This is a genomic window from Streptococcus sp. FDAARGOS_522 (assembly GCF_003812445.1).
Classification (GTDB): Bacteria; Bacillota; Bacilli; order Lactobacillales; family Streptococcaceae; genus Streptococcus; species Streptococcus agalactiae.
Map to the genome: position 1 here is coordinate 1801198 of NZ_CP033808.1, position 14178 is coordinate 1815375.

At 35.4% G+C, this 14178-nt stretch carries 12 protein-coding genes and 1 tRNA gene; 8 read left to right on the top strand and 5 right to left on the bottom strand.

Features of this window, described 5'->3' with window-relative positions:
* The first annotated feature begins 3 nt into the window (after positions 1 to 3).
* The 4 genes from EGX70_RS09440 to EGX70_RS09455 all read left to right on the top strand — a co-directional run bounded on the left by EGX70_RS09440 (position 4) and on the right by EGX70_RS09455 (position 4736).
* Complete coding sequence (locus tag EGX70_RS09440) at positions 4 to 870, top strand: PTS mannose/fructose/sorbose/N-acetylgalactosamine transporter subunit IIC (protein ID WP_000355266.1); 867 nt, start codon at positions 4 to 6, stop codon at positions 868 to 870.
* Complete coding sequence (locus EGX70_RS09445) at positions 857 to 1672, top strand: PTS system mannose/fructose/sorbose family transporter subunit IID (protein ID WP_000147947.1); 816 nt, start codon at positions 857 to 859, stop codon at positions 1670 to 1672. The genes EGX70_RS09440 and EGX70_RS09445 overlap by 14 nt, the downstream gene beginning before the upstream one ends.
* 79 nt (positions 1673 to 1751) lie before the next feature.
* On the top strand, positions 1752 to 3656 hold the full coding sequence (locus EGX70_RS09450; RefSeq protein ID WP_000654952.1) for a heparinase II/III family protein: 1905 nt from the start codon (positions 1752 to 1754) through the stop codon (positions 3654 to 3656).
* Between the two features lie 78 nt (positions 3657 to 3734).
* Positions 3735 to 4736 carry a LacI family DNA-binding transcriptional regulator gene (locus EGX70_RS09455; protein WP_000038817.1) on the top strand — a complete coding sequence of 334 codons (1002 nt, stop codon included), beginning with the start codon at positions 3735 to 3737 and terminating at the stop codon, positions 4734 to 4736.
* Positions 4737 to 4806: 70 nt separating this feature from the next.
* Here EGX70_RS09455 and def read toward each other — a convergent pair whose 3' ends face one another.
* Both def and EGX70_RS09465 read right to left on the bottom strand, forming a co-directional pair.
* Positions 4807 to 5421 (bottom strand): peptide deformylase, encoded by a 615-nt coding sequence (gene def, locus EGX70_RS09460; protein ID WP_001272875.1) that lies wholly within the window; start codon positions 5419 to 5421, stop codon positions 4807 to 4809.
* Between the two features lie 65 nt (positions 5422 to 5486).
* Positions 5487 to 6131, bottom strand: coding sequence for a cyclic nucleotide-binding domain-containing protein (locus EGX70_RS09465; protein WP_000350697.1), 645 nt, complete (start codon positions 6129 to 6131; stop codon positions 5487 to 5489).
* A gap of 123 nt (positions 6132 to 6254) precedes the next feature.
* Here EGX70_RS09465 and EGX70_RS09475 point away from each other — a divergent pair, with 123 nt between their 5' ends.
* Positions 6255 to 7406 (top strand): MFS transporter, encoded by a 1152-nt coding sequence (locus EGX70_RS09475; RefSeq protein WP_000413715.1) that lies wholly within the window; start codon positions 6255 to 6257, stop codon positions 7404 to 7406.
* A gap of 45 nt (positions 7407 to 7451) precedes the next feature.
* Here the strand turns inward: EGX70_RS09475 and EGX70_RS09480 are convergent, their stop codons facing one another.
* A complete protein-coding gene (locus EGX70_RS09480) occupies positions 7452 to 8435 on the bottom strand; it encodes a Gfo/Idh/MocA family protein (protein WP_000566099.1) in 984 nt (327 codons plus the stop codon).
* A 147-nt stretch (positions 8436 to 8582) separates the two neighbouring features.
* Here EGX70_RS09480 and EGX70_RS09485 point away from each other — a divergent pair, with 147 nt between their 5' ends.
* Positions 8583 to 10478 carry a M13 family metallopeptidase gene (locus EGX70_RS09485; RefSeq protein ID WP_000599033.1) on the top strand — a complete coding sequence of 632 codons (1896 nt, stop codon included), beginning with the start codon at positions 8583 to 8585 and terminating at the stop codon, positions 10476 to 10478.
* A 49-nt stretch (positions 10479 to 10527) separates the two neighbouring features.
* Here EGX70_RS09485 and EGX70_RS09490 read toward each other — a convergent pair whose 3' ends face one another.
* Positions 10528 to 11481, bottom strand: a complete 954-nt coding sequence (locus EGX70_RS09490; protein ID WP_000737087.1) for a S66 peptidase family protein — start codon at positions 11479 to 11481, stop codon at positions 10528 to 10530.
* Between the two features lie 166 nt (positions 11482 to 11647).
* Here EGX70_RS09490 and EGX70_RS09495 point away from each other — a divergent pair, with 166 nt between their 5' ends.
* Together EGX70_RS09495 and EGX70_RS09500 are read left to right on the top strand one after the other, a co-directional pair.
* Positions 11648 to 11884, top strand: coding sequence for a hypothetical protein (locus EGX70_RS09495; RefSeq protein ID WP_000080857.1), 237 nt, complete (start codon positions 11648 to 11650; stop codon positions 11882 to 11884).
* 1 nt (position 11885) lies between these two features.
* Positions 11886 to 13955 (top strand): sodium:proton antiporter, encoded by a 2070-nt coding sequence (locus tag EGX70_RS09500; protein WP_000393087.1) that lies wholly within the window; start codon positions 11886 to 11888, stop codon positions 13953 to 13955.
* A gap of 71 nt (positions 13956 to 14026) precedes the next feature.
* Here EGX70_RS09500 and EGX70_RS09505 read toward each other — a convergent pair.
* A tRNA-Cys gene (locus EGX70_RS09505) sits at positions 14027 to 14097 on the bottom strand.
* Between the last annotated feature and the right edge of the window lie 81 nt (positions 14098 to 14178).

Sequence of the window (14178 nt, forward strand, 5' to 3'; positions counted from 1 at the left end):
AATATGGATATTAGTATTCTTCAGGCTGTCTTAATTGGACTGTGGACGGCTTTCTGTTTTAGTGGCATGTTGCTTGGCCTCTATACAAATCGTTGTATCGTTCTCTCTCTAGGCGTTGGTGTTATTTTAGGAGATATTCAAACAGCTTTGGCAGTTGGAGCAATATCTGAACTGGCTTACATGGGATTTGGTGTGGGAGCGGGAGGGACAGTTCCTCCAAACCCAATCGGTCCTGGGATTTTTGGAACTTTGATGGCTATTACAACAGCTGGAACTAAAGGAAAAATCACACCGGAAGCTGCTCTTGCATTATCAACCCCAATTGCAGTTGGTATTCAATTTCTTCAAACAGCAACTTATACTGCTTTTGCAGGGGCGCCTGAAACAGCTAAAAAAGCTTTGCAAGCAGGTAATTTCCGAGGATTTAAAATTGCAGCAAATGGTACAATTTGGGCATTCGCTGGATTGGGATTTGGTTTAGGAGTACTGGGTGCTCTTTCAACGCAAACTTTGACAGATTTATTTGCTCTCATTCCCCCTGTTTTGCTTAATGGTCTAACCTTAGCTGGGAAAATGCTTCCTGCAATTGGTTTTGCGATGATTCTCTCTGTAATGGCTAAAAAAGAACTCATTCCTTATATCCTACTTGGATATGTTCTAGCTGTTTATTTTGGTTTGCCAGTTCTAACTCCAACAGCAAATGGAGACGGAGTTTTAACATCAGTGGCTACTAACAGTGTGCTTGGGGTTCCAACTATCGGGGTAGCTATAATTGCAACAATATTTGCTTTGCTTGATATTTTCAGAAAACCAGCTGCACTTACTAAAGAAACTAAGACAGAAGGAGACAACCAAGATGACTGGATCTAAAAAATTAGCAAAAAGTGATTACACTAAAACAGCTTTACGTGCCTTTTATTTACAAAATGGCTTTAATTACAGTAACTATCAAGGTCTTGGTTATGCTAATGTCATATATCCAGCTCTCAAAAAATATTATGGAGATGACAAAAAAGCTTTAGCGGGAGCTCTAGAAGAAAATGTGGAGTTTTACAATACAAACCCTCATTTCTTACCTTTTGTAACTAGCTTACATTTAGCAATGCTTGATAATGAGCGGCCAGAAGAAGAAATTCGCGGTATTAAGATGGCGCTTATGGGTCCTCTTGCAGGTATCGGTGATTCTTTATCACAATTTTGCTTAGCACCCTTGTTCTCAACGATTGCAGCCTCTTTAGCGACAGATGGTTTGGTGGTGGGACCGATTCTGTTCTTTGTGGCTATGAATACTATTTTAACGGGAATTAAATTAGTTACTGGCATGTATGGTTATCGTCTTGGGACCAGTTTTATTGATAAATTGAGTGAACAAATGTCAGTTATCTCACGGGCAGCTAATATCGTTGGTGTAACGGTCATCTCAAGTTTAGCTGCAACACAAGTTAAGCTTACAATCCCTTACACTTTTGCTCCAGAAAAAGTAACTAGTACAACGCAAAAGATTGTTACTGTCCAAGGTATGCTTGATAAAATTGCACCAGCTCTACTTCCAGCACTCTACACTTTCCTTATGTTTTACCTTATTAAAAATAAAAAATGGACAACTTATAAGTTAGTTATCCTTACAGTTATTATTGGTATCCTTGGTAGCTGGTTAGGTATTTTAGCTTAATAAAATTTTGATAAATAAGGATTATGACATATCAATGACATAGTCCTTTTTATATCGGACGAGGACGTTTTGTAAAAAAATGAAAGATCGCTTATATAATAAATTCAAGGATTTTGATAGGGAATTTTGTCAAAAGTATATTAAAACATACCAATCTAATGCCTATCAAGAAATGAAAGCCTCTGTTAATTTGATGATGAGGAACACTTTTGTATTTAATGATAATTGGGATATGGAACCTTGTTCTAAAGCATATTGTCTTGATCCTTTGGAGTGGGATAAGCCAGTAACAGATGATCCAGAATGGTTGTATATGCTAAATCGTCAAACTTATCTTTTTAAATTCCTGGTGGTCTACATTGTTGAAGGCGATAAGTCTTACCTTAGACAAATGAAATATTTTATGTACCATTGGATTGATTGTCAATTTACACTAAAGCCAGAAGGGGCGGTAAGTCGTACTATTGACACTGGGATACGTTGCATGTCATGGCTCAAAGTTTTGATTTTTTTAGATTATTTTGGATTAATAACAGAAACTAAAAAAATTAAACTATTAACTAGTTTACGGGAGCAGATAACTTATATGAGGGACTATTATCGTGAAAAAGATAGTCTAAGTAACTGGGGAATTTTACAAACAACAGCAATATTGGCGTGTTTATACTATTATGAAGATGAATTAAATCTACCTGAAATTCAGAGTTTTGCTGAAGAAGAATTATTACTTCAAATCAAGCTTCAAATTTTAGATGACGGGAGCCAGTATGAACAATCAATTATGTATCATGTAGAAGTCTTGAAGTCCTTAATGGAACTAGTTATCCTTGCGCCTAAATATTATCTACCATTAGAAGAAACTATTGAAAAAATGGTTACCTATCTAATTGCTATGACTGGTCCGGATTATTGTCAACTAGCTATAGGGGACAGTGATGTGACTGATACTCGTGATATTCTAACTTTGGCAACGCTTGTGTTGAAATCTTCTAAAACAAAATCATTTTCTTTTGATAATGTTAATTTAGAAACTTTGCTTTTGTTTGGGAAGCCATCAATTTATCTTTTTGAAGAAATACCACGTGCGACAATAGGAGAGTCTGCTTATCTTTTTCCAGATTCTGGTCATGTGTGTTTACGTGATGATAGGCGTTATATATTTTTTAAGAACGGTCCATTTGGTAGCGCTCATACTCATAGTGATAATAATAGTGTTTGTCTCTATGATAAAAAGAAACCTATTTTCATTGATGCAGGAAGATATACTTACAAAGAAGAACAACTAAGGTATGATTTTAAACGTTCGACTAGTCATTCAACATGTACCCTTGATGAGCAACCCTTAGAAATGATCAAGGACTCTTGGACATATACTTCCTATCCAAAATGTGACTATTGTCAGTTGACTTCAAAGGATAGGTACCATTTGGTCGAAGGACAACTACATGTCCAAAGAGCTTCTGATATCTATTACCATAAGCGATGGTTGTTAACTTTACCGCAGGCCATTACCTTAGTTATTGATAAGGTGAGTTGTCCAGGAGAGCATGTCTTAACAAATCAATATATTTTAGATGATCAGGTCATTTATGAAAATGGGCTTGTTAACGACTTGAAATTAGTAAGTCCTACGACCTTTAATCTAGAAGATTGCCTTATTTCTAAGCGGTATAATCAATTGACAGAAAGTCATAAATTAGTTAAGAAAATAAAATTTGTTGATGAGGTGATGGATTATACCTTGATAGTTGATCGGAACTGTCAGGTGAAATGTGTTCCTTTAGTGCAAACGAACAGTCATAAGGAACTAAGTAATAGCATTGCATTTGATATTAGGTCTCAAGACTTTCATTATTTAATTGGAGTGCTTATGGATGATATTATCTTTGGGGATAAACTCTATTTGATGCAAGGGATAAAATGCAAAGGAAAAGTCATTGTATATGATAAAAATAATGGCAAAATGAGTCGTTTAAAAAATTAAGAGGGCTATTATTATGCTATACTAGTACTATATTAACCATAAAAAATAAAATCAGTAAAATTAGAAAGGAGGTTTGTTATGTCTAAAAAAATGACCATTAATGACATCGCTCAATTATCAAAAACTTCCAAAACAACGGTTTCTTTTTTCTTGAATCAAAAATTTGAAAAAATGTCGGATGAGACGAGGCAACGTATTCAAGAGGTGATTGATGAAACAGGTTATAGACCAAGTACGATAGCAAGAAGTCTAAATTCTAAAAAAACAAAACTACTAGGTGTCTTAATTGGAGATATAACAAACACATTTTCAAATCAAATTGTAAAAGGAATTGAGCATATCACCAAACAAAAAGGCTATCAAATTATTGTGGGTAATAGTAATTACGATGCCAAAAGTGAAGAAGATTATATTGAAAATATGTTAAATTTAGGTGTTGATGGTTTCATTATTCAGCCTACATCAAATTTTCGAAAGTATTCTCGTATTTTAAAAGAAAAAAAGAAACCAATGGTATTTTTTGATAGTCAACTTTATGAACATAAGACGAGTTGGGTTAAGGCTAATAACTATGATGCTGTTTATGATATGACACAGGAGTGTCTAAATCGAGGGTATAAAAAGTTTATTATGATTACTGCTGATACGAGCTTGCTTAGTACACGTATTGAGAGAGCTTCGGGATTCATGGATGCTTTAAAGGACAATGGTTTCGGTTATGACACTTTGGTGATTGAAGATGATGATCATTCAAAAAGTGATATAGAAGACTTTCTAAAAGCGGTAGTTCCAGATAAGGAGGAGACATTAGTATTTGCACCAAATTGTTGGGCTTTACCAATGGTTTTTACTGCCATGAAGAATCTCAATTTTGATATGCCACGAGTTGGTTTAGTTGGGTTTGACAATATTGAATGGACAGACTTTTCATCTCCTAAAGTGTCAACAATTGTCCAGCCGGCTTATGAAGAAGGCGAACAAGTAGCACAGATTTTGATTAATCGTATTGAAGGAGATGACTCCGTCGATAACCAACAGATTGTAGATTGCCAGATGTTTTGGAAAGAGTCGACTTTTTAAAAAAGATTTCTTATTTTATTTGCTATTAAAAAATAAAACCTAGAGAAAATTATCTCTAGGTTATTTGTCCTTATTCTAAAATAAGTAAGCCTTCTTTGACAGCGAAAGGATTTTTCTCATTGATACGGTCGTAAAACATAATACCATCAATGTGGTCAATTTCATGTTGAACAACAATAGAGTTGTAACCTTTTAATTTGAGTCGATGTTTTTCACCAGTTTTGTCGAAATATTCAATAGTTACACGCGCGTGGCGGACGACATAGCCAGGTACTTCACGATCTACTGATAGGCATCCCTCCCCGTCAGATAAAGCAGCATCTTGAACAGAATGCGATACAACTTTAGGGTTGTACATTACTTCTTGGAGGCTATAAGCTTCTTTAGGTGGATTTCCTTGAGCATCCTCAACGTTTGGAACAAGGACGGCAATGATGCGTTTTGAGATGTCTAATTGTGGTGCGGCTAAACCAACACCACCACGTAAGCCTAGCTTCTCAGCCATAATTGGATCTTGAGAGTGTTTTAAAAATTGCATCATTTTTTCTCCGAGAATTTCTTCTTTCTCAGAAAGTGGGAATGTGACTTCTTCAGCCACTTTGCGAAGGGTTGGATTGCCTTCGCGGATAATGTCATTCATGTCAATTAAATGACTAGCTTTTACTAATTTATCAATAGCAGACATATTTTCTCCTAACTGTATTCTCTGATTTAGTTTAGCATAAAATAATTAAATGATAAAGCTACGCTTCATGGCTGAATATTTAATGATTCTAGTGCGAAACGATTTTTGATAAAGTATTTTGGTTTTTCCTTTTGGATAAGGCCTTCTTTGACCATATCGTGGATAACTCTTAATAAATGACGATAACTGACGCCAAACGAATCAGCTAAACTACTTAACTCAAGGTGAAAGTAACCTTGTTCTTCAATTGCTAAAATATGACTTGCAAGTAACTCTTTGACGGTATACCCTAGATTAGTAGACGCTTTGATGTTTTGATCATGAAAAGCCTGAGCTAGCTCTTGACTAAGTTTTAGGAGGAAAGTTGCGTCTGTTAACAGTTTCTCTTTCCGTCCTTTAAGTGATAATTGAATGACTGTAAGATCCTCTAAGGCAATAACAGATGATACAATTTGTCTATTAGTCAAAAGTTCAATATCACCAATCAGTGTTGGTTTTGTTTTAATATCTAAAATATGTTCTTTGCCATTAAAGAGTCGACGTACAATTTTAAAACGTCCCTTGACGATGTAGTGCAAGTATTCTAATTGTTCTCCCTGTTTACAGACGGGTTGGCCAGCAGTTAGGGTGATTACTTGTAAATCCTTGAAATAATGTTTTGGAAAGATAGTCTCCAAACAGTAGTCTTGGCAGTAGTTTTCTATATCCATGTATTGACTCCCTATTTGAGATAGTTTTAGGACATATGTCATATATTTCTAGTTTAATATTGATTATACTTTATTTATATAAAAAAAGACATCAGAAAGAGGTATTGTCACTTGAAAATCTTTATGGAGAAGCTAAGTTTACTCTCTTTATCACTTATCTTGCTATCAACTTTTTCGACATCACCAGCCCTACCACAAATGATATCTTATTATAGAGATAAGGGCTTACCATCACCCCAAGTTGAATTATTATTTTCAATTCCTTCGATGGCTATTATCTTCATCTTGCTTATCACACCTTGGTTAAGTAAAAAACTTTCTGAGAAACATATGATTATCTTTGGGCTATTGCTAACAGCATTAGGGGGAGGATTGCCGGTTGTCAGTCAGAACTACCTTTTAGTATTTGTATCGCGTCTTTTATTGGGGAGTGGTATTGGTTTTATTAATGCTAGGGCCATTAGTGTGATTAGTGAATATTATCAAGGCAAAGAAAGAAGAAAACTCTTAGGATTAAGGGGGTCTTTTGAAGTTTTAGGAAATGCTGGTTTGACAGCTTTAGTTGGGCTATTGTTGACTTTTGGTTGGTCCAAATCATTTATGATTTATTTTTTAGCTTTACCAATCTTAGTTCTATATCTTGTTTTTGCGCCTAAGAAAGTGGTGAAAGGTACAAATGATAAGATTAAAACTAAAGGTCAAAAAGTCCCTAAAGCTGATTTGACTTATATTGTCGCCTTAGCTATTTTAGCAGGATTTGTCATAACTATAAATACTGGGATTAATCTTAGGATACCTCTGCTAGTAGTAGAATTTGGTTTGGGTACGCCAGCTCAAGCTAGTCTTGTTCTTAGTGCGATGATGCTTATGGGAATAATAGCAGGTATGAGTTTTGGTCAGTTGATAGCTATGTTTCATAAGCAATTAATTCCAATCTGCCTCGTCTTATTTTCTTTAACATTGCTTGGAGTTGGATTGCCTTCTAATCTAATGGTACTAACAATTAGTGCGATGGCATCAGGTTTCCTTTACAGCCTGATGGTCACTGCTGTGTTTAGCCTAGTAGCAGACCGTGTTGAATATTCGTTGGTTGGTTCTGCAACGACATTAGTTTTAGTATTTTGTAATATTGGTGGAGCTAGTGCGGCTATTCTTCTGTCTTGTTTTGATCATTTACTAGGACAAATAAATGCAGTTTTCTATGTTTATGCTATTTTGAGTTTAGCAGTTGGTATGATTTATTTCTTTAAATGCCTATTTTTTAAGAAAATGTAGTGTATATTAACTAAAAAGAGCTTGACAATCATTGTCAAGCTCTCTTCATTTTTCTTCTTCTGGGTAGGTAAATCCCCATTCTTGACGTAGCTGTGTCATGATATCCATAACGTCTTTGGTATAGTTTAAGTACATGTGGTTAGTTTTTCCTGAAACGGCTTCTTCCATATCAGCTACCTCATATTGGAGAGCATTTTCAGTTTTGCCAGCTTCGATAATATCTTGATGCCCATCCTTAGTATAAGTAATAACTGCCTTTTGTCCTCGCGGATATTCAAAAAGTTCAATGTAGCCTTTATCGTAAGCGATAGTTGCTCGTTTAGGTTGTTTTGCATGTAAACTAAGGCTGACAGTCGCCATCTCATTTGCTGGATTGGTTAGTAGGATACCAACTTGTTCATCAACCCCTGTTGGTGCAAATGTAACTTGAGAGGTAATGTTGTGAGGTGCTTCTGACATAAACCAGCGAATACAAGAAAGTGCATAAACACCAATGTCCAGCAAAGCACCTCCTGCTAGGTCACGACTGAAAAAACGGTTAGTCATATCATATTCTTTATAACTTCCGAAATTCATTTGAATCATTTTTAACGGTCCTAATTTTCCACTATCAACTAATGTTTTTAATTGGCGGTAAATTGGCATATGAAAAATAGTCATGGCTTCAGCTAAGACAACATGGTTAGTTTCGGCTAAATCTATGGCTTCTTTAAGTTCAGTGCTGTTTAAAGTAATAGATTTTTCGCAAAGAACGTGCTTACCATTTGCTAAAGCCTTTCGTAAAAATGAGATGTGAGTATTGTGGGGAGTAGAGATATAAATGATATCCACTTTAGGGTCTTCAAATACTTGATCTATGTGATCATAAACTTTTTGGATACCATATTTGTTAGCAAATTCAAGTCCTTTGTCGTAAGTTCTATTAGCTACAGAATATAATTTTTGTCCACGTGCTTCCAGTGCTTGGGCTAATTCGTTGGCAATAACGCCGGTTCCAAGCGTTGCCCAATTATAATATTTGTCAATCATAACAACCTCCTTGTTGGTTTATAGTATAGCAAAAATAACAAAATGATATTTAGAGAAAGCACCAATATGAGAGTATTTTTAATAGTCAAACTCTGAATTTTCTGTTAGACTGTAAGAGATTACATATGAGATATTAAGGAGAAAATAATGATAAAATATCAAGATGATTTTTACCAAGCGGTTAATGGGGAGTGGGCTAAGACAGCTGTTATTCCTGATGACAAACCAAGGACAGGTGGTTTTTCTGATCTTGCTGATGACATTGAAGCATTAATGCTGTCAACGACAGATAAGTGGCTGGCTGATGAAAATAAACCAAGTGATACGATTTTAAATCATTTTATTGCTTTTCATAAAATGACAGCTGATTATCAAAAACGTGAAGAGGTAGGAGTATCACCAGTATTACCATTAATTGAAGAATATAAAGGCCTACAATCTTTCTCTGAGTTTGCATCAAAAGTTGCAGAATATGAACTAGAAGGTAAACCAAATGAATTTCCATTTGGTGTGGCTCCTGACTTTATGAATGCTCAATTGAATGTACTCTGGGCTGAAGCGCCTGGGATTATTTTACCAGATACAACTTATTATAGTGAAGATAATGAAAAAGGAAAGGAACTCTTTGCTCTTTGGCGTAAAAGTCAAGAAGACTTACTGCCTTTGTTTGGCCTTTCAGAACAGGAAATTAAAGATATCTTGGATAAGGTTTTAGCATTGGATGCAAAATTGGCACAATATGTCTTATCTCGCGAAGAGAGTTCGGAATATGTTAAACTTTACCATCCTTATAACTGGGAAGATTTCACAAAATTAGCACCTGAACTTCCATTAGATGCGATTTTCCAAAAGATATTAGGACAAAAACCAGATAAAGTTATTGTTCCTGAAGAACGTTTCTGGACAGAATTTGCATCTGACTATTACTCAGAATCTAATTGGGAATTATTAAAGGCAGATCTTATTTTATCAGCTGCGAATGCCTATAATGCTTACTTAACTGATGATATTCGTATCAAATCGGGAGTTTACAGTCGAGCTTTATCAGGCACACCACAAGCAATGGATAAGAAAAAAGCAGCTTACTACCTTGCTTCAGGACCTTACAATCAAGCTCTAGGTTTGTGGTATGCAGGGGAAAAATTCTCTCCAGAAGCTAAAGCTGATGTTGAGCATAAGATTGCAACGATGATTGATGTCTATAAGTCACGCTTAGAAAAGGCGGATTGGCTTGCACAGTCAACGCGAGAAAAAGCTATTGTGAAACTTAATGTTATCACGCCACACATTGGATACCCTGAGAAACTACCAGAGACTTATACTAAAAAAATCATTGATCCTAAACTATCGCTTGTCGAAAATGCTACTAATTTAGACAAAATTTCAATAGCCTATGGTTGGAGTAAATGGAATAAACCAGTTGATAGAAGTGAATGGCATATGCCTGCCCACATGGTCAATGCGTATTATGATCCACAACAAAACCAAATTGTCTTCCCAGCAGCCATTTTACAAGCACCATTTTATGCTTTAGAGCAAAGTTCATCAGCAAATTATGGGGGAATTGGTGCAGTGATTGCACATGAAATATCACACGCTTTTGACACTAATGGAGCTTCATTTGATGAACATGGAAGTTTGAATAATTGGTGGACTGATGAAGATTTTGAAGCTTTCAAAAAACTTACAGATAAAGTAGTTGAGCAGTTTGATGGACTAGAATCTTATGGCGCAAAAGTCAATGGTAAACTAACAGTATCAGAAAATGTTGCAGATTTAGGTGGAGTTGCTTGTGCTTTAGAAGCTGCGCAGCGTGAGTCAGATTTTTCAGCGAGGGATTTCTTTATTAACTTTGCGACAATTTGGCGTATGAAGGCACGTGATGAGTATATGCAAATGTTAGCTAGTGTAGATGTTCACGCCCCAGCACAATGGCGAACTAATATTACAGTAACGAATTTTGAAGAATTCCATAAAGAGTTTGATGTTAAAGATGGTGATAACATGTGGCGTCCAGTTGAAAAACGTGTTATTATTTGGTAACTCTAAATGATAAACTCCCGTTACTCAGATGAGTAGCAGGAGTATTTTTTTATTCTTTTATAGATAAAGATAATGTAGTAGTGTCAACGCTTATCTCAGCTCCAATAGTCACTGTCAAAAGAGGTTGGGTATGCGCAAAATCCATATCATAAATAACAGGAATTTCCTTGAAAATAGCATGTTTTGAAAGGATATATTCAAAGACTTGTGGAGTCATGCCGCATTCTTTAGGAAAGCGCCCCATAAGAATAGCTTGTGGATGAGGATAAGCTTGTAAAATTGCAGCAAGGTTGCGGTCAAATTCATAAAAATTACTTTCCTCAGCCTCTTCAATCAAGAGGACATAGCGTTCAATTTTCGGTGCATAAGGAGTACCTCGAAGTAGGCCAAACGTAGAGAGATTACCTCCGATAATCGTACCGGAAGCTTTTCCGTGATTATAAATTTTCCATTCTGTTGGGAAAAATTGGCGTGGTTTGCTGGGATCATACCAGGGATCACTAGACCATTCTTCACTAGGCCAAAGTTCATAGTGGTTTTCTGTCATGGCAGTAAGCCAAGTTTGTGTTTGGTAAGGTTGACCTTCCTTCATTTTGAAAGAAGAATAAGCAGGACCCATGTAAGTTTGGATTTTTGCTTTAGCAAAAATAGCATTAAGGAATGCCGTTGAATCTGAGTAACCACAAATTATTTTGGGATTCTTAGAGATTAAATCATAATCTAAATATGGTAAAAGCTCGTTGGAATTGAATCCGCCAATGGTTGCTAATATGGCATCAACAGAAGGGTCGGCAAATGCTTCATGTAAATCTTCTACGCGGCTAGCAATCGAAGCAGAATAGAGGATATCATTTTCTAGATAGTGCTTAGAGAATGACACTTGAAATCCCAGCTTTTCTAGTACTTCTTTGGCTAATAGGTTAGCCTCAAAACCACCCAGACGTTCAATGGAAGAAGAGGGACTAAGAACACGAATGTGGCTGCCTTTTGTTAATTTTTTCATTGGTTAACCTCCTATTTAAATTGTTGTTAGTCTACCACATATGGAGATAATGAGCAACGATATTCTTAAATTCTATCAATTTAAGAAATGCGTGTTATACTAGAGATAGCCGATGAAAGAAAAAATACTTATTATTAATAATTTGGTTATTAAATAGGAGGTTATGATGTCTCAATTATCTTTGGAAGAACGATTGAATCGACTAAAAGATAAATACCTTTCTTCTAAAAATCAAGAATTTTCAAATGTTCACTCAAGTAAAGTAAAGAAGAAAAAGAAGAAATTAATAATACTTGAAAAAGAAAGATGTCGCTGTCGATTGGAGAGAGAAGATACTAAAAAAATCGATGATAAAATTGAGAAATTGAAGAAAGAATTGATAGATGTTATGAAGGAGGAATAATATGGAAGAAACTATTCTAATAGTCAGCTTTCTCCTGTTTTTGATTTTATCTAATGTTATCAATAGGATATTTCCTAAATTACCATTACCATTTATCCAGTTGGTCTTTGGGATTCTCTCTGGCTTAGTTTTTCATAAGTCACAAGTCCATATCGATCCTGAGTTATTTCTTGCCTTTGTTATTGCCCCTTTGAACTTTAGAGAAGGTCAAGAAAGTGATATTGGTAGTTTTATAAAGTATCGGACTATTATTCTTTACTTAATCTTACCAACGGTATTTTTAACAGCTATTGTCGTTGGTTATGTAGCAGGGCACCTTTTGCCAGTTAGTTTACCACTTGCGGCATGCTTTGCGCTTGGAGCAGCCTTAGGTCCAACAGATGCCGTTGCCTTTATATCGATTGCTAAGAGGTTTCAATTTCCTAAACGAGCAGAGAATATCCTCAAATTGGAAGGTCTTTTAAATGACGCTAGTGGTCTAGTTTCCTTCCAGTTTGCTTTAACAGCCCTTTTAACAGGTTATTTTTCCTTAACAAAAGCTAGTCTCAAGTTAGCATTGGCCATAATGGGTGGTTTTTTAATTGGCTTGCTTTTTGCTTTTCTAACGAGGTTATGTCTCACTGTCCTAGAGAAATTTGATGCTGCTGATGTTACAGGGGCTCTACTTTTGGAATTAACCTTACCTTTTGTTGCTTATTTCGTTGCTGATTTGTTGGGATTTTCAGCTATTATTGCGGTGGTAGTGGCAGGAGTAATGCAAGCAAATCGTTTGAAAAAAGTGACTCTCTTTGATGCTCAAGTAGATCGCGTTACCTCTGTTATTTGGGAAACCTTAAATTTTATTTTAAATGGTTTAGTTTTCTTAATATTTGGAAGAGAACTGACACGTATCATTGGTCCTCTTTTAACAAGTAACGCTTATAGTAATTTTGATCTTATTAGTATTGTTGTTTTAGTTACTTGCACACTTTTTCTAGTTCGCTTTCTAGCAGTTTCTTGCTTTTATGCTTGGAGATCTTTCAAATACCATAAATCATTTAAAAAGTATTGGAGAGAGATTCAACTGTTGACTTTTTCAGGAGTTAAAGGAAGTGTTTCCATAGCAACAATACTCTTATTACCCAAGCACTCAGTCATAGGAGAGTTGGGGTATAGTTTGATTCTTTTCACTGTTGGTGCAGTAACACTAATGAGTTTTTTAACGGGACTTTTAGTATTACCAAAGTTAGCGCCTCCCTTACAGGTGAAAGATGATTATTTAATACGTCTATCGATTTTAACAAAAGTATTATCTGTCTTAGAAGAAGACGGTAAGATTTCTGAAAATCAAGCTTCATTTTATGCAGTTATAGATAATTATAATAGCCGTATTCGTCATCTCATTTTAGAACAAGAATCTAGTGACATTAAGAAGGACTTAGCTGAATTGCAACTGATGATGCTTAGTATAGAAAGCGACGGGCTTGAAGCTGCTTATCGTTATGGCAATATTTCTATCAAAGAATATCGTATTTACCAGCGTTATTTAAAATACTTAGAACGTCAAGTTAATCGTAGCTTTGTGTCAAATATCACTTATAGTTTAACGATTCTTATGCGTGTTATTCGTGGTATTGTTCATGAGTTTTTAACATTTGGACAAGGAATACGAAATCGGAAAAAACATTTCAAAAATAGGAAACGGTTGCTAGCAGAAGTCAATCGTCAGCACTTAACAGATTTGTACTTATCAAATAATGATCTCATTTTAGAAACGCTAGAAGATATGGAAGGTTATTATAATGCAACTTTGATAGATTTCTTACAAAATGAACGCATTCGAGACGCAGAATTAATTAAATCAGGTTTATTTGTAGAACGTGTCATTGCACGCATAACGCCAGATATTTTAAATGAAACCCTAAGAGGATATTACTTGGAACGCAGAACAATCTCTGAATTTGAAAGGGACGGTTTAATTAGTTCTAAAGAGTCTCAAATTTTAAGGGATAATGTCAATGAATTAGAAAGCTATTCATTAAGAGATAGTCAATCTTCTATACCTTATCAATTATTGGATTTAAAAAAATAATTCTGATAACAAAAAAATCAACGAACAATCGTTGATTTTTTGTTATCTTTGGATAAAATCTTTTATATTTAAGGCGGTAGACGGATTTGAACCGACGATCAAGCTTTTGCAGAGCCGTGCCTTACCACTTGGCTATACCGCCATAACAGATAATATTCTATCGAAAAAAAAAAGATTCGTCAAGCCTCTTTCGTAAAATAGCCAATTTTAGCCCTTAAACTTC

What these genes read in the sequence shown, in the direction of transcription:
- EGX70_RS09440 (WP_000355266.1), top strand. Translation starts at nt 4, where the DNA reads ATGGATATTAGTATTCTTCAGGCTGTCTTAATTGGACTGTGGACGGCT.
- EGX70_RS09445 (WP_000147947.1), top strand. Translation starts at nt 857, where the DNA reads ATGACTGGATCTAAAAAATTAGCAAAAAGTGATTACACTAAAACAGCT.
- EGX70_RS09450 (WP_000654952.1), top strand. Translation starts at nt 1,752, where the DNA reads ATGAAAGATCGCTTATATAATAAATTCAAGGATTTTGATAGGGAATTT.
- EGX70_RS09455 (WP_000038817.1), top strand. Translation starts at nt 3,735, where the DNA reads ATGTCTAAAAAAATGACCATTAATGACATCGCTCAATTATCAAAAACT.
- def (WP_001272875.1), bottom strand. Translation starts at nt 5,421, where the DNA reads ATGTCTGCTATTGATAAATTAGTAAAAGCTAGTCATTTAATTGACATG.
- EGX70_RS09465 (WP_000350697.1), bottom strand. Translation starts at nt 6,131, where the DNA reads ATGGATATAGAAAACTACTGCCAAGACTACTGTTTGGAGACTATCTTT.
- EGX70_RS09475 (WP_000413715.1), top strand. Translation starts at nt 6,255, where the DNA reads ATGGAGAAGCTAAGTTTACTCTCTTTATCACTTATCTTGCTATCAACT.
- EGX70_RS09480 (WP_000566099.1), bottom strand. Translation starts at nt 8,435, where the DNA reads ATGATTGACAAATATTATAATTGGGCAACGCTTGGAACCGGCGTTATT.
- EGX70_RS09485 (WP_000599033.1), top strand. Translation starts at nt 8,583, where the DNA reads ATGATAAAATATCAAGATGATTTTTACCAAGCGGTTAATGGGGAGTGG.
- EGX70_RS09490 (WP_000737087.1), bottom strand. Translation starts at nt 11,481, where the DNA reads ATGAAAAAATTAACAAAAGGCAGCCACATTCGTGTTCTTAGTCCCTCT.
- EGX70_RS09495 (WP_000080857.1), top strand. Translation starts at nt 11,648, where the DNA reads ATGTCTCAATTATCTTTGGAAGAACGATTGAATCGACTAAAAGATAAA.
- EGX70_RS09500 (WP_000393087.1), top strand. Translation starts at nt 11,886, where the DNA reads ATGGAAGAAACTATTCTAATAGTCAGCTTTCTCCTGTTTTTGATTTTA.